Genomic DNA, 19,745 nt, shown 5'->3' on the forward strand with positions numbered 1-19,745 from the left:
AACTTAAGTGTTTGTTTTATCTGGATTAATAATTTTTGAAAATATGAGGGAACTATCGCTGACGTATGAAACGGTTGCCATCATCGTAATAGATAGTCGTACCGGACTTCGCACCCCAGCTGCTGCCGTTCCCGTCGACGACCTTCACATTGTTGGCCTCAAGCTCGCTTAAGAAGCTTGGATCTTTCAGTTTTCGCTTCGTTAAAACGTAGTCGTTGTTTGTTAAAGTCGTCATGATTTCCTGCCTTTGTGCAGGGCTACCTTGCTGATTTGTTGAAGCCGGGCCCCGGCTTGCTGACGTAGCTGAGCGGGCTCGGTTTTGTGCCGATTGCGTACCGCCTCCCCCTCCAGAATTGGAACTTATGTTGAGATCTGCTGCGCCCCCGGCGCTGCCGGTTGCGATGGATCCACCGCCGCTTCCGATGTCGCCATTCGAAGCTGAGCCCGTTCTTTTTCTGCCCGTGGTAACTTCGGGATCAACAGATGCTGGCCCCCGAGAGTTTGTCTGACCAGGTTCGACAGGAGCTAAAGTTGCAGGTTGATATGTACCAGATCGAGACACTTGTGTTCTTGTGGTGTTTGCGGCTTTCTTTGCCTGGGATTCAGTATTCTTCGTTAAATCAATTTCTTCCGCTACGTATTCGTCAGCTCCAACTCCACCATTGGACTTAGATTGATAGCGTCCGTAACGCGATTGATATCGTTGGCCAGATGAGGAACTTGATGAACCGCGCGATGATGATCCTGTTTCGGAATCCCCTGATGCATAAGAAGGCGATGAAGACCAAGAAGAAGACGACGATAAGTCTGCCAGTGCGGGCGTATTACTAATGCCCATTGCTTGATTCGCCATTCTAAAAACGGGAGCACTTTCTTGAACGCTATCGCGAAGGGCTTGCTCTTTCCCCGCCGGTGACTTGTCAACTTTCGCAACACTCAACTTCTCTGCGGATGGAATTACTTTTTCAGCATTCGCAATTTCCGATTTCATATCTAATTCGCCGCCGGTTTTCGCAGCCGCGCTTGCAACGCCCCGTTCAATTTTTTTGGGGGTCTTTTTCGTTGTGGATTCTCCGACAATCTTTCCATCGGCTGTTTTTGTAACAGCTGTGCTGCTTCCCAAGTTACTGAGCACACCGGCCTGATTCTCAGGGGTTAGTATGGGAGCTTCGCTTGAGATGTTTTCGGAGTATGTTCCAGATTTCAGGCAGGCCGATACCATGTTTTCCACTCTTGACTCGTCTTTGATCCCTGCGGCATGTAGCAGTTCATGATGAAGAAGTGGTGCTAATTTATTGGGATTTACAATTGGGTCTTGGGAGGAAGTTGGTACCACCAACGTAACACTACCGTCTTCTTTGGTTTGACCATGGAAGCTTCCTTTTTCAATCGCCTGGCAAGTGAATATGCTATTTGCTTGTCCTAAAGAGATTTTGTCATAACTAGCTAATAGTTTCGCAGAAACTAAGTTAACGTCTACGTTTTTAATATTCTTGGCTTCTTGCACGCATTTCGCGAGCTTTATTCCCTCTGAAGGCAGCTTTTGCACGACCCTTGCTAGATTCTTTGAGAATGCAGGTCGTTGTTCAATGTTACAGGAGCTTTTTTGAGTTCCTATAATTGCTGAGATGTCTTCATTTAGCTGAGATGCCTTTGAGATCAATAGCTCGGTCGGAGAACAAACTGAGGGTTGGCCGAACATAGTGATAGTTTGTCTTTGGATGTTAGAAGTGATCTCGAATTTACCATTTACATTCTCAAATCTTTTGAAAGAGAAAATATCATTCTCGACTTTTGAAAATGAGATGCTGCTTTTAATTCCATTTTTATAGCTAATACGAATTTCAAAGCTGCCCTTTTTAAGATACCACTCATCAATCTTCCCATCCAAATTAGAGTCGACGCGAATGTCCTCATAAGACTTAAAGCTTAGAATTCGCTGACTGATTGAAGTGCCATAAGGATTATATGTAATACCAACGTCGTTTCCCGCACGAGCTAGAATAGAAAAAAACAAAAGAATAGTAATTAGAAACGTGGTTCGCATCACTTTGTTAAATCGGCGTAAAATTAAACTTAGTTGAGTTCACGCGGCAAAACTTTAGTCTTGTTTTTAGTGAGTTAACTATTATTTAAGAGGTAAATTTAAGAACATTGAGGAATATGATGCGCCAGATTTTGGTTTTATTTTCTATCTTAATTATTCTTTGTAATGCGAATGCAAAAGAATCGGATTGGGCGACAACGGCTCAATGGGTTCCTAAAGGTGAAGATCAGCAGAATCCTTATGAACTTCCGGGGAAATCCCTTCCTCCAAAAACAACGATAGATACCTTTGGCATCTGCTTTGCGGCATCTGCTGCGACCGTATTGAACTACGAGATGTGCAAGCAAGGGTCAATTAAAGACTGCTCGACTCTTCCAGAGGAGAAGCGTGTTTCTACTCTTGGTATAGCCAGATACGCAGCCAAACCTATTGAAGATGGTCTCACTGATTACGACGATAGTTACCAGCAATTGAAAGAAGGAAGTTCGGGAGCGAAGGTTCTTACTCTAGCTTCCAACATGTTTAAAATGCCAACGGAGAAATGTGTTTCCCTGCAAAGAATCGCCTCAAAAATTCCAGTAGAAGGTGCGAATGATGCAGTGGCGGCCCAACAAGCAATTTGGAAGGATCTTGAAGCCGCATATAAGGGCTATAGAAAGGCTCTTTCAGAGAAATGCGATAGCTGCGCCTCAAAGTTCTATGCAACTGCCGTCGAAACTGTCTCAAAGGGTATCAAACTTGAAGATGATCAGATGATCGATCCAAATCTTAGGAACGATCAAGCAAGAGTTATGCAGGCATTCAAAGAGGATACTTATGAAAAGGCCCTGAATACTCTTCTTTATCCGAAAGCATGTAGTGAAAATGGAATTTCACTTCCCAAGCCTTCTGATGTTACGGTCCGATACTTCCCGCAGAAGGAAAAAATCCTAGATGGCCAATCGCTTATTCCTCAAATAAAGAAAATTCTTGAATCAAAGCAACCTGTAATTCTCGATGGCATTTGCGTTCAGGATTGTGAAACAACGAGGCCGCTATATCACTCAATTGTAGTTGCGGGCTATCGGAAAATTTGTCCTAAAGGCGATACAAAACAGCAGAATTGCCGCGAAGCCTTAAAGGTTGTTAACAGTGCAGGCGCCGGCTGGCAGGCTATCCACAACGATGGGTGGGTAGAAGCTAAGTCATTGATGAAAAATGTTAAAGTTGTTGCCGGAACTTTGAGCTGGTTAGAAGACACATCGAAAAAGGCTCAGTAACCTGAGGTGTACTCGGGCGATGAGGCTTGACTCCAATACTGACTCTGATAGGGTCAGCTCCCTTATGAATAAAGACTTCATGATTAGAGCGGTTGAGCTCTCTAGAAAAAATATGCAAGGTGGCGCTGGCGGTCCTTTTGGGGCTGTGGTTGTTAAGGATGGTAAGATCATCGGTGAGGGTTGGAACAAGGTTACTTCTTCCAATGATCCGACGGCACATGCTGAGGTTTCGGCTATTCGTGATGCTTGCGCTAATGTTAAGAACTTTTCTTTAGAGGGCGCCGAGATTTACACCAGCTGCGAGCCTTGTCCTATGTGCTTGGCCGCGATTTATTGGGCGCGTATTTCTACGATCTATTACGGCAACACTCGCAAAGATGCTGCTGACATTCATTTCGATGATGATTTTCTTTATCAGGAAATTCCCAAAGACATTAAGGATCGCAAAGTCCCGATGATTCAGTGTGGTCATACAGAAGCTCTTGCCGTATTTAAAGAGTGGGAAAACAAAACTGACAAGATCCCCTACTAAGGTCTTGTCGAGTTTATAAACAGGACTCCAATCGAGCTTAGCTTTTGGAGACAATAGAGGAATGAAGTACTTTTCATTCCTCTTTTTATTTTCAGCGTTTTTTATATTCACTTCCTGCGCAACCGTCGAAAAGCAGATTCCTCGAGACATCGCCTCGCTACAATCATCAGGTGCGATGGAAGGAATTTGGTTCCTGCAAGGCACCAGCTCTACACGTGGTCCTTACAATGGTGAACTTGAGTTAAGAAAATCCAGTGATGGCACATACGATGCTATTCGTGTGATCACGTATATCAACTATTTCTATGATGGTTTGAAAGTTCAAGAAGTCTGGTCAGGTAAAGCCGTTGCCGCTGGCGACACTTTGGTGATGAGCTATGATTTACGCCAAGCGGACTTTATTGAAAAGCTGGGAACGCAAAAAAGAGAACCTAGCGATTTTAAAAACCCGATCACGGTGGTCACCCGGTTCGCAGTAACTGATAAAGGTTTGTCGTCGCAATTTTCTGACAAAAAAGTTTCAAATTATACCGAGTGGATTACGACACGCAGAAATCTTGAAGCAAAACCATTGTGGATAAATTTACGCACCAATATCGATGCTCAAGGACCGAAAGTTCCTTTAGCAGTTCGTGGAGTAATCAATTTATTTAAACGTGATGTTGGTTTTACCAAAGATCCCTTTGTACAATCCTTTAAAAACAGAAAAGAATTCAAAGAAGAACGTCCTTTCATCGTTTTCGATCCGACTGATTACGTCTTCTATCAAAACAATAAAGACATCATCCGTGTCGTCAATAAAGTGACCGATGATATTTCAATCACGGAAGCATCCGTAAAAAGAAATGCCTATTCACCGACGTTGAAAGAAAAAGCTGCGAGTTACGAAAAGAACACCGTCACTCATCACATCAACGAAATTGGGATGGTTTCGAAAGCTGATGTCGATGCCAACGGGAAATTGGTTGCGTATCGCTATGACGGTGATTCTGCGTTGTGGACGGGAATGTATATTGGCTCGCAATCGATGCGCTATCTCGCGACCAAAGATCCAGAAGCCTTGGCAAATGTACGTAAATCATTGCGTGCGATCTTTATGCTTATTGATATCACAGATGATCCCAAGGAATTTGCGCGAACCTTGATGCCGTATTCTCCGGGTGAACCGATTCCGAATAAATGGCATCAAGGTAAAGGCATTTATTCAAACGTGCTTTGGTTAGAAGGTGGCAATAACGATATGTACAAGGGCCTGACTCACTCGATGATGTGGGCAAGCTTGGTAATTCCTGAAACAGATCAGGAAATCTGGTCTCACCTTCGTGATAAGTCACGCCGCTTAATGGGATTAAGAACATTCGATGAAAAACCCCAGAATCAGGCTCCCACGTATGGCCTTGTGGCTCTTATAAACAAAGATAAAAATGCTCGTGATAAATACGAATCAACTTATAAAAAATTAAGCTGGAAGCCATCAAGCTATAGCTTGGATACAACGTTCTATTGGCATGGCAGTGCTGACTGGAGTGGTATTAATTTAGGATTGGTTGGTGACATCACAGATATCATGATTGCTGACCGTATGGGCGAATCCAAAATCCGAGATCGTCTGCGCGAGCGCTTGATGGATTCCTGGGTGACGTACAGCCCGGCTCAAAGACATTTGCTGACAATGGTGGCCTATGGTTTTGCATACTCCCATGGGACCCGTGGTGGTAACTTTAGGGAAGAAAGCAGCGACGATAAGTTCATGACGTCTTTGGCGCAGTCAGTTTGGGGCTTGCGTGAGATTCCATATCCACGGCCAAATTTGGATGTATCGATCAATCACTCCCTGCGCCCGGATTGGTGTATTTCTCCGATCCCTCGCCTTTTCTGGAAGGGTTTAAAGCGCCCCGAACCACCGGTGGAGTACTTCTATCAGGGTCTTTATAACTACCCGGTATTCGAGCACCAGGCCTTTACTTCCAACTTTGTCTGGAAAGACACGGCCTTTGGATTTAAGGATGATCACTCCCGTGGTTCAGAAAATGCGGGCGTAGATTATCTGTATGCGTATTGGCTCGCTAAATACGTAGGTATTCCTAACTTTGAATAGGATCTTTTGAAAGATCTACCCTGTCGCAAGAATGATTGAATTTCGGTCTCGGGGGAGTTAAAAATCCCCCTATGAAAAAGACTGGCAGAGACTCAAAAGAGCTAAAGAACTTCGCCCTGGGTGAAGCTAAAACAGACTACGCACAAACTTATTCTCCAGAATCCCTTGAGGCATTCGACAACAAAAATCCAGGCAAGATTGCTTGGACGACTTTTGTTTGCACAGAGTTCACATCACTTTGTCCAAAAACAGGCCAACCTGATTTTGCGAAAGTTTTTATTAACTATATCGCTGATAAAAAGATGGTGGAGTCTAAATCTTTGAAACTTTATTTATTCAGCTTCCGTAACCACGGCGACTTCCACGAAGACTGTATTCAAACAATTTGTGACGACTTGGTTAAACTTATGAAGCCTAAGTACATCGAAGTTATTGGTGAGTTCACTCCGCGCGGAGGGATTGCGATCTTCCCTTATGCAAGCTACGCTTGTAAAGACAAGTTCTATCAGGACTTGTGGAAAAAACGTCTGAGTGAGTTCGCTCCTGGGAAGTATTCTATGGAGTTGAGCAAGCTCTACTAAGAGGGCTTCATGAAACAAAATCTTCCCCAAGAACTTACGAAAATTGTTGATTGGTCAGTAACGGAATTGGGGAAGGTGATTGAGTTCGAAGTCGGTAAATCCGGCTTCAATCGGATCGAACGAATTCGGCGCTATATCAAATCCCCTGCGGGTCAGTCCCTTGAAGGGCTTAAATCACTTCAAGAAGAGCTCGCAAGCCTTTCTGAAAAAGAACAATATCAAATTGCCCATGCCTTTGCCTTGATGCTGGAAATTATTAATTCCTGTGAGGCCGCATATCGCACGTACCGACTTAGAATCGAAGATCGTGATATTGAAGCCATAACTCACAGTTATGGGCGTATCATTCACGTCTTGACTGCACATCCTACAGAATCCAGAAACCCCGATGCTCTGTACTACTTTAAAAAAATTCAAAAGTTGCTAGAACGTCGCTTGGAGAGAATTTCTGAATTAGATGAACCCGAACTGAATATTTTAATCAAATGGGTTTGGAACATCCCGATGTCGAAACAACGTAAGCCATCGGTCATGGACGAAGCTGAATACATTTATAATCTGGGCCTGCAGGACGAAATTATTGAAATGTACATCAAGCAACGCCTTGCCAAGCATCCGTTTTACATTCGCACGTGGGTCGGGGGAGATAAGGACGGCCATCCGGGAGTTGACGAAAAGACGATGTTGCAAAGCTTGAACATGTCGCGAGGACTTTTGGTGAAATGGCTCAGTCGAGCATTTAAGGAATATCAAAAGGACCTGGAGCCGTTGATTCGCAACAAAGGTTTCGAAGCGGCAAAGTCGAAACTGATTAAACAGCTAGGCGCCGAAATTGCTCAGACTTTGGTGCGTTTGAAAAGAATTGAATCAAAAGATGCGAATAAACTTCATCGACTTAAGGAAGCGTTCCTTCATTTAAGTGTCGAGCAAAGAAAAAGTTTTGGAGTGGATTCGCCCGTTTTGATTCGTATCCAAGCATTTTTAAAATCATTTCCTGGCATGGTGGTGCCACTAGAACTTCGGGAAGACAGTGGTCTTGTGCATGAAGCTGTGGATAACCCGGGAAAGAGCTTCAATATTTCTCGCATGATAAAAACTCTTTCTAGAATATCTCCGGATCATGATCCGAAATTCTATGTGCGCGGCTTTGTTTTAAGTAATTGCGAATCAGTAAAAGACATTGTTGCGGGCATGAAATTGACTAAGAAATATCTGGGAGAGTATCGCCTGCCCGTAGTCCCGCTGTTTGAAAGTGCACATTCATTATCTGAAGGTAAATCAATCATCACAGAATTCTTAAGTAGCAAATCTCATCGCTCCATAATTGCTAAGAAATGGTCGGGGAAACTTGAAGTAATGCTGGGGTATTCTGATTCGTCAAAAGAAAACGGTGCATTTGCTTCCAGGTTCTTAATTAAATCTGCAGTGTCAGACCTAGAAAAGGTTATTAGCTCCCATGATATCAAGCCCATCTTCTTTCATGGTTCTGGTGGAAGTATTGAAAGGGGCGGAGGCTCTGTGCAGGAACAAACCGATTGGTGGCCACTGTCAGCTTTGGAAGTGGTTAAGGTCACCATTCAAGGTGAAATGATCTATCGAAGCTATACATCTGCTGAGATCTTAGAAAGACAGCTTGAACGCTTTATGGTTGCTAGGGATCGACAGGCAAAGTCAGCTCGCAAACCTTCATCTGTTCGTATCGATAAAGCATTAAAGCGCATGGCTGAGGCAACCAAAGCCAAATATCAAGATACTTTAAAGCAACCTGAATTTCTGCAGATGATCGAAGAGGCAACGCCGTATTCATATCTTAAAGATTTGCGTATGGGTTCTCGTCCCTCGAAGCGCCAGGGCCCGGTCCAATTGAAAAGCTTACGCGCAATTCCCTGGGTTTTGTGTTGGACACAGACACGCACGTTGTTTCCAACTTGGTGGGGAGTTGGAAGTTTTTGGAAGACTCTGAATAAGCCTGAGAAGGCTGTATATAAAAAAGCTTTTAAGGAATCCCAGCTCTTTAGTTCTTACATAAAGGTATTGGGATTTACGCTTGAGAAAATGGATTTAAATATCTTTGGTTTGTATTTAGCGAATTCCAAATTGTCTCAGAATCAACAAGAGAAATACCTGAAAGACTTTATTCAAGAATTTAAAGAGTGTAAAAAAGCGATGTACGAAATCACGGGAGAAAGAAATCTGTTGTGGTATCGACCGTGGTTGGGAAAAAGCATTTCCCTTCGCTCGCCCCTGATTCATCCTTTGAATGTCTTGCAACTAATAGCTCTGAAGGAGCGCAATTTACTGCTGCTTAGAGAGACCGTTACAGGGGTCGCAAGTGGTATGCTGACGACGGGATAAGTGCCCCAAAAAGCATGCTGTAAATATCTTTTACACTCCCCTTTGCCCTGGCTCAAATAGGATGCAGAGGGCGGAGGCCCGTTATTTGAACATAGGTTCGTGGAATCAATCATTTACGAACCAAAGGATCTTTCAAATGTTCAAACAATCACTTCGCGGCGCCGTTACAGTTTCCCTTCTTCTGATCGGCCAAACTTCTTTCGCTAGTTTGAAACTTTCTGAAATTAAAAAGTGCATTTCAAACGAAATGGACGTGGTTCGTGTTGTTCACCCTTTGAAGGCTGAATACCTAAGAGCTGAGCGTGAAGGATCAGTGGCCGAATTAATCAATATGCTGAAAGAAGACACGGAAGACCTGGATATGCTTTCTGAAGCAGAAGCTTCAAGCACACGCGGTAAAGCTTTGACTAAAGAAATCAGCGAAATAGAAGATGTGTTGGAAAACTCAAAGTCATGTGCTGATGCTCGAAAGGCGATGTTAAAGTTTGCCAATATCTATGAAAAGAAACCGCTTCTTTCATTGAGTGTGTTCTTCGAAAAAGATGTGCACGGTGATTCAGAGTTGCCGCAGTGGAATGCGGAAGCGAAAGAATCTTTGAAAAATGCAGGATATTCTAAGGCTCTTGCGAATTTCGAGGCTTCTCGTCACCCCGCTTTGGCTTTGTTTTTAGCGTCTGGTGAGACGACATCTGTTCTTGATGAACAGTTTATGCTTGAGCGCGATGAAACTATGAGATCTGCATTGAAAGCTATTGTTGGTGACGACGCCTCTGCGGATATCTTGGAAGAGCGACTTGCAGAAAAAATGCGTAAAGAAAGCTTAGTTCGTATGTCGGCAGTATCAGCTGCGGCTAACGAGCTTATTAGAAAGTAATCGGAATTCTTTAAAGTTTTTGACTAGCAATCGAGTCACGATCTCGGTTGCTAGCAACAAACCTAGCCAATAGAGATCAATTAATCTGGGGTGCTCCTTAAAGTGAAGCGACCAATCAGAAGCCCACGGCAGAAATGCAAACTCCACAAAATAGCAAAGTCCAAAAAATCTATTCCATGCCAAATCAGAGATGAATTTTACTGCCTTAAAGTTTCCTAAAAATTCATTCACTTGATTTAAGCATGCAAGTCGAATCCAAATGAACAGAACAATGAAGCGGCTCCAAAAAAACCAAAGGTCACCAGAAAATACGTAATAGTAAAATCCAGTCGGCGTGATGGAGATATTGGGATTCGTGGGGAATACACAAATAAGAGCAAATGCAATACCCAGTAAATACCAGGCTTCGTTCTTCAATCCCTGGTAGACCCACGATTGCTCAGGCTCTAGTCTGATGATCTTTCCCATACTGCATCCCAAAACAGGTATTGCAAGCCAAGGCAGCAGTCCCCAACCAATAGTGGCGTTGACGTCCAGATCCCCGACAAGCATCTGACTTAGAAAAGGGCTTAGATTTGGTTTTAAGATCTGGTACCAATCGATCGGAATGCACAAGGAAGCTATAGCAATAATACTTGCAGCAGACAGAAACTTTCTATTTTGTGGAAAGACCTGAACCACTAATAGACTTACAAAAAGATAGGCGTAAAGATTCCAGCTCCATGTCGTGATATCTGCATTTTCCTGATCATGGACCATCATTCCAATCAATCCGGTTCCAACCAAAAGATATCTTTTCCAGTTAAACTGTGTTCTGGAATACCCAATCAAGAAAAACGAAACCAAAGCTAGGATGAGTCCCGAGTATCCCCAGTAGTTCAAAAAAAATGGCGTCAATAATCCAAAGACTGATTCTGATGCGGTAAAGAGCATTTTGGATTCACCAAAAGATGTTTCCCACACGTGATAAAAGGTCACGACCAGAATCGCACATGTTCTTAGCAAATCTAAAGCATAGAATCTTTGACTCTTCATTCCCACATCCTGGGCAGTTGCGGTTTGAATAAAGAATTCACTAGATCACTACTGGCATCTGGTAATTGAACCGTTTTATAGTTATCCCCCAGATTGTGATTTAGATCAGCAGAAGTACGGTCTGAGGCAAAAACAAAGCTTTCAGTATTTTCATATGCGATTACGCTAGCGAATGGGACTGCCTTAAGCGTGGAGTTAATAATCGACGCACTTTCATTCGTTGGAAAGTCAAAAACGATAAATCCACTCGGGGCTAAACGGTTTTTGATAATGCGATAAAACTCTAAGCTGTAGAGTTTGGAAAGTTCAACACTATAGGGATACGGAAAATCTAAAAAGATTGCGTCCCAGGATCTTTCGGATTTTCTTAAGAAATGAAAGGCATCATCTGTAATAAGCTCAACACGTTTGTCGCTGAGAGAGTTTTCATTAAGGGCCACCCAGCGTGCATCTTCTTTGGCCATTTTTAAAATTTGAGGATCCAACTCTACCATTGTGATTTCAGATTCGCCTGGGAGAGTTTTAAGGGCGTCTCTAAGAAGAAGTCCATCCCCTGCTCCCAAGATGAGGATCTTCTTTGGAATGCTTTGCGCGATCTTTAAAGAACCCTGCAAGAAAGCCTCGTGGTAAGACTTTTCATAACGGGAATCAAACTGAAATTGCCCATTTAACCACAGACTAAAAAAAGGACCATTTTCATCGCGCCCATCCACCAGGTCAATTGCTTGGTAGGGACTGAGGTGTCTGGTGACTTTGATTTCACTATTTAATCCACTGAAGTATTCATTAAGATCATTTTTGCTGGTCACATTCTTAGGGTAATCCCCGTAATAGCGTATTCTTAAAGAAAGCTGTTGTAGAGGGCTTTGTACTAAAGAGAACAACAGGATGGCTATGATGCCGATCGAAACAATTCTAAAGCGGCTTGTGGTCTTTTGAGTTTGTGTCGTTAGATACAGACAAACGCCGCCGCTGGCCAGAGCAATCAAGATCGCGGTTCCATAAATTTCAAATCTGGGAATTAAGATCACCGGCACCACGGCGGAGGCAACCAAAGCTCCAAAGTAGCTGAAGGCAAGAATTTGGTTTAGATGCGTTTGATTGTCTAAATCCTTACGCAATCTAAAGAGCAAAGGAGTTTCAAATCCAGTTAAGAATCCCAGCGCAAGAGAGATAGATCCCGCTGCCAAAACAAAGATCATCATCAACGGGCCTGCAGGCAGCCGGATTCCTGAAAATTCAATTAATTCGAGACTTGGGATAAAAAAAAGATAAGTAACCAGCATGGGAGCGATAGCACCCAGGAACATCAATATCATTTCGATCTTTAATAAATCATGCAGAGGATTTCTGGCGTTTGCTGACCTCTTACTGCCAAGACCAACTCCGTAAATAAATAAAGCTGAAGAAAGGCAAAAGCCTATGATCTCTTCCTGCAAAAACACCGCAAAGGTTTTGGCCATCAGACTTTGATAAGCAAATCCACAAAATGACAAAGCAAAAGCCAGGGCTTTTAATTTACGATGATCCATCTTGCGATTTGCTCCTCGTAAATTATTAGATTTTGAATAACAGCCCAAGTGACCACTAGAAAAATGACGCTGACTAGAGGAACTTCAAATTTTCTAAGATGCTTATCGTGAAATCCCCAGACTAATCCACATATCCAGGCAAGTCCGAGATTTGCCAACGCCAGAAAAAGATTCACTTGAAGAGACCCAAACTGGCGGTTTAGAAAAAGTGCGAACAACAGGCCCGCAATGAACATTCCGAAATAGTCCGCAAAGAGTGCTTTTTCAGTTCTATCACCTGTTGCTGAGTCCGAGTCGAGAATTCGTAGCAAAAGAGGTAGTTCCATACCAGATAGAAATCCAATGGAGACGATCAGAGCATAGCAAACCGCGGGGGAAATAGATTTCAAATGAACGTCGCTATACACAAATAGGAGTGGAGAAACGATTGCCAGCGCCGCAAGAGTAACTTCAATCCAGATGAAAACTTTCTTAGCATTCAACCGAACAGGGGTAAAGTAAGCACCAGCCCCCATAGATGCGATATAGATCCCGGTTGTTACCGTGTATTGTTGAACAACGTTGCCCCAAAGAACAGAAAGCACATTCGCCAAAACGAGTTCATACGCATAGCTGCAAAATGCTGTGATAAATACTAGCAGCAAAATGAAGCGAAAGCGAAAAATGCCATTCATCTAATAACCTTGAGTGGTGGTTGCTGGCCGAGAAAAGATATATGTTTGACGAATCAGATCGGCGTTAGAGCAAGAACTTCCGTTTTTCACGCAAAACGAAACTTTTAAACATTGGTATTGAGCCAGATCGCAATCCGGTGCCTCGGGGCGGTTTCGCATCGCCATATTAATAGGAATGCTATTCACCGAGGGCGTAGCGGGTAGAGCCGGTGCGAAACTATCAAGAGCCGCGTGCGCAGTTTGAAATGACATTTCTTGAACAACTTGGCGAGTGGCTTCTTTAAATATCTCAAGTTGTTGATCGAAAGATTTAGCTTTCGGTGAATAGGCCACCATCCACTCATCAGATGATTGAAGATTCACCTGCAAGCTTCCGGCTTCAAGGCAGATATCAAGTCCCGCATTCAGAGATCGCTTGCTGCAAATGCCTTTCGCGTATTCCCAGCACAGTCGCACGGCTTTTGAGCCGCTACCGATGGTAATGATTTTTCCAGGGCAACCATAGTCGTCTTTGACGGCGGTGCCGCCACTTTGGGGTGGAGTATCTTGAAGATAGTTGGCTTTGTCATACGCATTCTTTAGTGAGACTCCGAAACTTTCGATGGCATTTTCTGAATCATAGAATGCGCGAGCTTTATCGTAGCTTTTATTTAAAGTTCCCATTTTGGAGACCACACCGACGATGATGACCCCGATAACCACGGCGATTGCAACCACCAGCATCGCTCCTGCAAAACCTTTTTCAGAATTGAGATTTTTAGGCATCATAAAATAAACTCCTAGTTTCTCTTAAGCTGCCCGCTCGGGTAAGAAGGTTTTAAGAAATAAATTAAATCATAAGGCCTGCGGTACAATGGACGTCTTTGCGCACGCAAAGTATTGGGGGTTTCTGCAGTTACGCTCATCTGTGCAGATGAAAAACCAAGAACGTTATCTCTGAAGACCACTCGAATCACGCGCTCAACATCTTTGTAGGGACTTGTGGTCTTACAGGCTGTTTGGGTCATAGCGGCAGGAGGACACCAAGTGAAATCACGCTTACTATTTGTTTGCGGGAGGTATTCTCTCACCGTCACTTTGAATGTTACGGAGGAAAGACGATAGCGGGGAGACGTGCTCGGGTCCTGATCGGGATTATTCTGGTCGAAGCGTTCAACTTCTTTTTCGGTTGTTTGAAAATCGACGATGGAGCCAAACCACAGGTCGTCCCGCGTGGGAGAGATACTGACTGTTCCCGCAGCCTGAGATTTTCCAAGGTCGATGTATAAAATCCCGAACGTTTTTGCCGTGGGTTTTTGAAAATAAATTCCCGTAGGCAAAAAACGATCTCCGACACTGGGAACACTCGTGTAGGTGCTGATCAATGTGTCTCGTAAGAAGAAACCAATGGTATCAATAGACGCGGTGGCAGAGGCGGCATTAAACCCTGTGGATGCCAAATAATCTGCTCTGACAAATCCGGTGTTCTGGCTGGATCCGGAAGGACTCCAGTTGTTAAGATTTTTTCCACTGCCGTCTTCAACGTTAATTCCCTGTGAAGCAAAGTGTTTCAAGTAAAAGGAAATTTCGTTTAGCTCTGATTCCGATTGGATTCGGTTGGTGATCGCCTCGTTTTGATTCGTGGCCATGCTGATCAAGGCGCCAACACCATACATAAGCACCGAACCCAGGACGACGGAAAGAAGAAGTTCTACAAGTGAAAAACCTTGTTGACCCAAATACCCACTGTTAGAATTAAGAAAGCAACTTGATTGGCTTTCTGTGGGGGATTTCAAATGTTTCGTAGAGACAGGTCTATTAATCATAAAGGTGTCTCGGGCTTTTCTGCTCTTGAGATGATGGTTGCGATCGGTATCCTTGCCACGATCTTCATTCTAGCAATGCCTTTCTTTAGCCAACAAGGAAAAATTATCAAAGAGATGAGAACGTCTGCGAGCTGCCAGGCCGTTCTTGATACAGCCTTCTCGAGAATCAATTCTTTCGGAAACTCTTTAGACAGTTATCAACCAAAAATTAATGCATCAATGGCGAACGCGACAGGCGCTATGGCTGCGGGTTCCAGAGTGTTTTTGCCGCCCGATATTCCAGTCGATGCATATGCGTTTGATCCTGATTTTAAAGGTCAAAGAAACAAGATGTTTGATCTGGCCCCGGGTCGCATTTTGTATTCTACAAATCCAGGCAAGCAGATTAAAATTCCTCAAAATGGAGGAACAACTAAGAATGTGCCGATTCAGCACGACGGTATTACATTATATACGCCACTCTTGCTTAAAGGTTCAATGGAGTACCTGGCGACGAAGTACAATTCTGGCTATTGCTCGGCATTCTCTCCCGTAAAACTGTTAACAGCTGTGGACAGTCAAGCTTTGAACAATCAGTTTCAAGGCGGTCTTAAAAATTTAGATATCTCTATGAAAGTGAATCGCTACGATCTGGCTTCGAATAATGCCAGTGGTAATTGCGGCACCTTTTGGCCACGACCACGCAACGGTGGTCGTACCAACGTTACTTATGAACCGCAATTTGGCTATTCTCCGACGACTCGTCAGATAATAGGAATTTTCCCCAGCTGGATGGATGATAAAGATGGATTTCGCGTCACTTTGAGGGCCAACTTTACCAACGACAAGGGCCAATCAGAAACTTGCGAGGGCACGAAAGATTTTTCTTTGCCAGAAGATAAGCAAAACGTTGTCGATTATTTCTATGACGTAAACTATGTGAAGAATTCGGCGGCCTCTCCGGGTGCTATCGTTGATAACATCAGTCGTATCAATGGACTTCGCAAAGGGACTGAGTGTTCAGGTAAACCCGATTGCTTAGGACATCCCTTTGAAACAATTCTGACGAACTTGCAGCCTTGGAATAATAGTCCAAAGTGGCCCGAGAATCGTGATAGGCCACTATGTTCTCAAACGCCTGCGAACTCCATGAAAATGGTGATCACATTCCGTGTTTACAACACTCAGAAAGATGGCGGCGTCATCCCGATGTGCTTGGATACATCATATCAGTGGTTTAAAGGTACTAAAGGTAATTGGTGTCCTGGTTCATATAATGGCGGTGCAGAAACAAGCTTTGATAAATCCTGGGACACTCGTTACACAGGCTGGGTTCCTTGCGAACAAATGCAATTCTGTAACTCGCGACCAGATAAGGTTGAGGTTATCAAGTCTGCTGACAAGAACTTTAAATTTCCAGGTCTAAATGCGAATCAGCCCTATGTGGAATATAAATATACTTACGAAAAGATTTCCGGAGACAAAGCGAATCCTCGCATGTGGGGTTGTGAGCTGAAGTTCGGTATTGCTTCAATCGATCTTGCGGGGAATTTAAGTTACGTTCCTGCTCAAGAAAAAATGATGGACTCCCCTGGTATTGCAGGCGACCGTCGTCCCCCACTCAAAGAAATCAATCCGCATGTCTATTTCAAACCGCCGCCTTGTTACACATGTAATTGTAAGCCTTGTAAAGGTGGTAAGGGACTTTTCGGTGGATTGTTTAATTGGATTCTTTTTGCAGTTTTAGTCATCGTATCCGCGGGTACAGCTTTGGCTGTGACGGCATTGATCACGGCAGCAGTCATCGCCGGGGCAACAGCAGGTGTTCTTTGCTATAATGGTGGTTTGGGTTGCAGCAGTGATGGTGGTAAAAACTATGCCCCAGATTCGTCGGGAGGAAAATATCGATCCTGCGACGATAGTAACAATGGGTGTAAGTGCGGTAAAAAATGTAACATCATCAGGCCACCAAGCCCTGGGTGGTCATCGCCACTTGATGATGCGATGGATATTTCTCAGCTAGAAAAGAATTCTTGTGTGCCTGGCAATACTTTCTATGTCGATAACACTGCTTATTCGAGTTTGAATGGTATTAAACCGATGTTTGGATACAAAACATCCAAAGGACCCGGTAAAGGCTACGATTACAACATGGATCCAAATGCGAAAGTTACTCCGGGTGATGAGCTTCTGTATTCCGTGTTTGATTCTAAAAACAAGCAGTTCTGTTATGCGGCTGTTCGTTGTTCCGGCGGAAAATTCCAAGCTATTAAAGAAAGCAGCGAGATTTCGGGTGATAATAACCTTTATCCACTGATGGGATGTTTCCCGGTCAAAGTGGGTAAGAGAATTGCCTTTAATAGTGGTAGTCCGGGCATTGCTCAGGGTGGAAACGCTTGCTTGGAAGTTCAGTTTAATAAAGGTCCGCAGAATCCAACGAACCTGAAGCTTTGGAAGTGGTCTGATTATAACGAACAATGTAGTGTCACCTCCTCAACTGGTTCTTTATCGTCCGATCCGCGCGTGGTCGGTGGGTTCTGTCCAACAACGTCGACAACGGCCCTGGTCGGCGCACAGTACAGCAATACCGGAGCTGGATGTTCTAATCCTACTGCCGATCCAAATGATCTGGTGGGAGTGAATTTTGCTTGTAAGGATACGAAAATTTATTGGGACCCTTGTGCAGCCACGTCATCCAATTCCAAAAACGGTACGATGAGCTGTGCGAAGTGGTGCTATGCAGACTGTAAAGTCCCTGAATACGTTCCAGAGCATCCTTGGTTGGATGCTCCACACAATGTTCAGCGCTATTACGAAGACATGGGATCGAGTGACGCAGGATTGCCATTCTGCACGATGGACCGTACGTTGTTTGATGATAACCTTTAAGCATGTCTGAAAAAAGTACGAGAATTTACGGTTTTGATATTCTAAGAATCGCCACGGTGATGGCGATTCTTTATTTTCACGTCTGGCAGTACACGTTTTTTCAAGACGTGATCTCGCTTCCTGCTGAAATTTCTAACTATCACAACCTTACGGGTTGGGTCGGCGACGTATTTAAGTACGGCGGTCTTTTCATTGTCGCTTTAAGTTTCTTTTTGATTGGTTTAAAAGTGCGCTCCCAGCACAAAATGAGATTTTTTGTGTTGATCGCAGGACTGATAGCTTTGCAGGTTTCAACGGCCGACAATCCTATGGACCCGACAACCTGGGACTGGGATGTTTATTCCTATTTAGTATTATCCTATATTCTCGTACTAGCGCTTCCGCGTAAAGCGATGTTGCGATGGCCGTTGATTGTGGCAAGTATCGCGCTGTTGTGTATTCCCTACGAACAATATGCTGCATTACTAAATATTCCTGAAGCCGTTCAATTCTCGGGTTGGAATTTAATGCCATGGTTAGCACTGCCGGTTTTGTTTCACTCGGCTGGCGTCTTGTGGTCGCAAAACTCCCCACGCCTATTTCAAGTTATGCGCAAGTGGGAGTGGCCAGTGTGGGGTGTTTTGATTGCGTTGCTATTCGTGATGACGCCGGATTATGGACCTTTTCCCGCGGGACCTGGATACGAGGGCTACGTTTTTAAAATGAAGCCTTTGATGTTCTGGAAGCACTTCATCGGGTTTTCTTTCCTGATGAGGCTAAGCATGGATCCAATGATTAATTCGGCACTCGCAAGAATCAAAGGAATGTCGCAATTCTCAAATCTTTCATGGAATAAGCACTTGGGTGTTTCGTATTTTATGCATTTGGCGTTCTTGCCTATGGGACAACATCTGATGGAATTCTGGGGACACTACCCAGGGACGTTTGATTGGTTCTGGTTATTTATTTTTATTGCTGTGGAAATCATTGTCAGAGCCATGTTCGCCATGCGCTTAACTGTTAAAACTAAAGTTGCCCAGCTGATGCGCTAGTTACTTACTGACAGGAACCGCGATCACCTTCAAATAGAAATGACCTTTAGTCGTAGAGAATGGGATCAGCATACCAGCAGATCCCTGTTTGCATTCAATCATGCTATCGGCGCCGATCAAAACTTTTGGTACAGTTAATTGAACACCAAAGTTTGTAATTTCAGATTTAGCATTACCAAAAATGATATTGTTGATCTCACCGACGGCATCCTGATTTTCGGAGTTCAGTTCTGTTTGCTCTTCCATCAGCATTGTTGAAACGACTTCCAGGTAACTCGCTTTATCAAAAGAGATGGCAAGATATCCTTGGTAAGACTGAGACTTGATTTCTACCACGGATGAAATTTCACCCTTAAGTGCGTCATGGGGAGATTTCGTTTCTGGCTTCCCCATCGTGATATTCTGAACACCAAATTGAGCAAAGACATTCATAGTCGCTTTAATCACAGCATTGATCACGCGAACGTCGACAGCATATTTTGCTTGCGGAGCTGCAGAAGCCGACGCTGGTGCGGCGGAAGGAGCGCCTTGGTTTAGGCATTTTACCATCGCATTTACAAGTTCATCCGGATTGATCGGTTTTTTCAGTAAGACACAGCTTTGTAAAGTGTCTGGGAGTTCCGAGCTATCTTTTTGCGTAACGACGATAAGATTTGCGTCTTGGGTATTTTTGTACGAGTGAAGTCCATAGACAAAACCACCGTCCATCAGGCGTGGGACTTCGGTGTCGATCAAGACAACATCAAATTTTTGATTTTCAGTTTTAATAGCGGCTTCGGCACCATCTTTTGCGCGAACTAAAATGGGCGCAACAGTTGAATCACGGAAACGATCGCTCAACGGTTCACGCACTAGATTTTCTAGGCCTGAATTGTTATCAACAATGAGGATGGTTTTTCTTGTCTTCATGTTCGATCCGCTCAAGTTCTTTCTGCAAGGGTGAGGGAATTGCATGAAGTTACCTGTTTCCCAATTAAGGTATCGGCTTCAAGAAAAACTACTTTAACATTCTGTAATTGATCCGATCTGGTTTAATTTTCTCAAGATGAGACGG

General features: G+C 43.8%; 15 protein-coding genes. 8 read left to right on the forward strand and 7 right to left on the reverse strand.

Translation table 11 applies throughout. The annotated features are described in order from the left end of the window. Positions 1 to 52: 52 nt before the first annotated feature. Complete coding sequence (locus tag DOM22_RS00385; RefSeq protein WP_210415659.1) at positions 53 to 2,047, reverse strand: hypothetical protein; 1,995 nt, start codon at positions 2,045 to 2,047, stop codon at positions 53 to 55. Positions 2,048 to 2,163: 116 nt separating this feature from the next. On the opposite strand from DOM22_RS00385, the gene DOM22_RS00390 reads away from it, so the two are divergent. The 6 genes from DOM22_RS00390 (at position 2,164) to DOM22_RS00415 (ending at position 9,746) form a co-directional block, all read left to right on the forward strand. Further along, entirely contained in the window at positions 2,164 to 3,306 is a 1,143-nt protein-coding gene (locus DOM22_RS00390) for a hypothetical protein (protein ID WP_142698500.1), read from the forward strand. 64 nt (positions 3,307 to 3,370) lie between these two features. Next, positions 3,371 to 3,838, forward strand: coding sequence for a nucleoside deaminase (locus DOM22_RS00395; protein WP_142698501.1), 468 nt, complete (start codon positions 3,371 to 3,373; stop codon positions 3,836 to 3,838). Positions 3,839 to 3,899: 61 nt separating this feature from the next. Continuing rightward, complete coding sequence (locus DOM22_RS00400) at positions 3,900 to 5,936, forward strand: hypothetical protein (protein WP_142698502.1); 2,037 nt, start codon at positions 3,900 to 3,902, stop codon at positions 5,934 to 5,936. Between the two features lie 71 nt (positions 5,937 to 6,007). Then, positions 6,008 to 6,517 (forward strand): preQ(1) synthase, encoded by a 510-nt coding sequence (gene queF / locus DOM22_RS00405; RefSeq protein ID WP_142698503.1) that lies wholly within the window; start codon positions 6,008 to 6,010, stop codon positions 6,515 to 6,517. A gap of 9 nt (positions 6,518 to 6,526) precedes the next feature. Further along, positions 6,527 to 8,872: a phosphoenolpyruvate carboxylase gene (locus DOM22_RS00410; RefSeq protein ID WP_142698504.1), complete on the forward strand. Its 2,346-nt coding sequence runs from the start codon at positions 6,527 to 6,529 to the stop codon at positions 8,870 to 8,872. Positions 8,873 to 9,008: 136 nt separating this feature from the next. Then, on the forward strand, positions 9,009 to 9,746 hold the full coding sequence (locus DOM22_RS00415) for a hypothetical protein (protein WP_142698505.1): 738 nt from the start codon (positions 9,009 to 9,011) through the stop codon (positions 9,744 to 9,746). Here DOM22_RS00415 and DOM22_RS00420 read toward each other — a convergent pair. The 5 genes from DOM22_RS00420 to DOM22_RS00440 are packed head-to-tail and all read right to left on the reverse strand — an operon-like array spanning position 9,714 to position 14,792. Continuing rightward, complete coding sequence (locus DOM22_RS00420; RefSeq protein ID WP_142698507.1) at positions 9,714 to 10,781, reverse strand: hypothetical protein; 1,068 nt, start codon at positions 10,779 to 10,781, stop codon at positions 9,714 to 9,716. The two genes, DOM22_RS00415 and DOM22_RS00420, sit on opposite strands and share 33 nt — an antisense overlap. Beyond that, positions 10,778 to 12,313, reverse strand: a complete 1,536-nt coding sequence (locus DOM22_RS00425) for a spermidine synthase (protein WP_142698508.1) — start codon at positions 12,311 to 12,313, stop codon at positions 10,778 to 10,780. Before DOM22_RS00425 ends, DOM22_RS00420 begins: the two co-directional genes overlap by 4 nt. Then, positions 12,295 to 12,987, reverse strand: coding sequence for a hypothetical protein (locus DOM22_RS00430; protein ID WP_142698509.1), 693 nt, complete (start codon positions 12,985 to 12,987; stop codon positions 12,295 to 12,297). The genes DOM22_RS00425 and DOM22_RS00430 overlap by 19 nt, the downstream gene beginning before the upstream one ends. Beyond that, positions 12,988 to 13,755 carry a hypothetical protein gene (locus tag DOM22_RS00435; protein ID WP_142698510.1) on the reverse strand — a complete coding sequence of 256 codons (768 nt, stop codon included), beginning with the start codon at positions 13,753 to 13,755 and terminating at the stop codon, positions 12,988 to 12,990. 11 nt (positions 13,756 to 13,766) lie between these two features. Then, entirely contained in the window at positions 13,767 to 14,792 is a 1,026-nt protein-coding gene (locus DOM22_RS00440; RefSeq protein ID WP_142698511.1) for a prepilin-type N-terminal cleavage/methylation domain-containing protein, read from the reverse strand. On the opposite strand from DOM22_RS00440, the gene DOM22_RS00445 reads away from it, so the two are divergent. Both DOM22_RS00445 and DOM22_RS00450 read left to right on the forward strand, forming a co-directional pair. Continuing rightward, positions 14,763 to 17,660 (forward strand): type II secretion system protein, encoded by a 2,898-nt coding sequence (locus DOM22_RS00445; RefSeq protein WP_142698512.1) that lies wholly within the window; start codon positions 14,763 to 14,765, stop codon positions 17,658 to 17,660. The two genes, DOM22_RS00440 and DOM22_RS00445, sit on opposite strands and share 30 nt — an antisense overlap. A gap of 2 nt (positions 17,661 to 17,662) precedes the next feature. After that, entirely contained in the window at positions 17,663 to 18,691 is a 1,029-nt protein-coding gene (locus DOM22_RS00450; RefSeq protein ID WP_142698513.1) for a hypothetical protein, read from the forward strand. Here the strand turns inward: DOM22_RS00450 and DOM22_RS00455 are convergent, their stop codons facing one another. Continuing rightward, positions 18,692 to 19,600 carry a chemotaxis protein CheX gene (locus DOM22_RS00455; protein WP_142698514.1) on the reverse strand — a complete coding sequence of 303 codons (909 nt, stop codon included), beginning with the start codon at positions 19,598 to 19,600 and terminating at the stop codon, positions 18,692 to 18,694. Between the last annotated feature and the right edge of the window lie 145 nt (positions 19,601 to 19,745).

This window comes from Bdellovibrio sp. ZAP7 (genome assembly GCF_006874645.1).
In the GTDB taxonomy this organism is placed as follows: Bacteria; Bdellovibrionota; Bdellovibrionia; order Bdellovibrionales; family Bdellovibrionaceae; genus Bdellovibrio.

Coding starts and splice junctions, on each gene's coding strand:
- DOM22_RS00425 (WP_142698508.1), bottom strand. CDS start 12,313: ATGGATCATCGTAAATTAAAAGCCCTGGCTTTTGCTTTGTCATTTTGT.
- DOM22_RS00445 (WP_142698512.1), top strand. CDS start 14,763: ATGTTTCGTAGAGACAGGTCTATTAATCATAAAGGTGTCTCGGGCTTT.
- DOM22_RS00410 (WP_142698504.1), top strand. CDS start 6,527: ATGAAACAAAATCTTCCCCAAGAACTTACGAAAATTGTTGATTGGTCA.
- DOM22_RS00415 (WP_142698505.1), top strand. CDS start 9,009: ATGTTCAAACAATCACTTCGCGGCGCCGTTACAGTTTCCCTTCTTCTG.
- DOM22_RS00450 (WP_142698513.1), top strand. CDS start 17,663: ATGTCTGAAAAAAGTACGAGAATTTACGGTTTTGATATTCTAAGAATC.
- DOM22_RS00455 (WP_142698514.1), bottom strand. CDS start 19,600: ATGAAGACAAGAAAAACCATCCTCATTGTTGATAACAATTCAGGCCTA.
- DOM22_RS00430 (WP_142698509.1), bottom strand. CDS start 12,987: ATGAATGGCATTTTTCGCTTTCGCTTCATTTTGCTGCTAGTATTTATC.
- DOM22_RS00420 (WP_142698507.1), bottom strand. CDS start 10,781: ATGAAGAGTCAAAGATTCTATGCTTTAGATTTGCTAAGAACATGTGCG.
- DOM22_RS00400 (WP_142698502.1), top strand. CDS start 3,900: ATGAAGTACTTTTCATTCCTCTTTTTATTTTCAGCGTTTTTTATATTC.
- DOM22_RS00395 (WP_142698501.1), top strand. CDS start 3,371: ATGAATAAAGACTTCATGATTAGAGCGGTTGAGCTCTCTAGAAAAAAT.
- queF (WP_142698503.1), top strand. CDS start 6,008: ATGAAAAAGACTGGCAGAGACTCAAAAGAGCTAAAGAACTTCGCCCTG.
- DOM22_RS00435 (WP_142698510.1), bottom strand. CDS start 13,755: ATGATGCCTAAAAATCTCAATTCTGAAAAAGGTTTTGCAGGAGCGATG.
- DOM22_RS00440 (WP_142698511.1), bottom strand. CDS start 14,792: ATGATTAATAGACCTGTCTCTACGAAACATTTGAAATCCCCCACAGAA.
- DOM22_RS00390 (WP_142698500.1), top strand. CDS start 2,164: ATGATGCGCCAGATTTTGGTTTTATTTTCTATCTTAATTATTCTTTGT.
- DOM22_RS00385 (WP_210415659.1), bottom strand. CDS start 2,047: ATGCGAACCACGTTTCTAATTACTATTCTTTTGTTTTTTTCTATTCTA.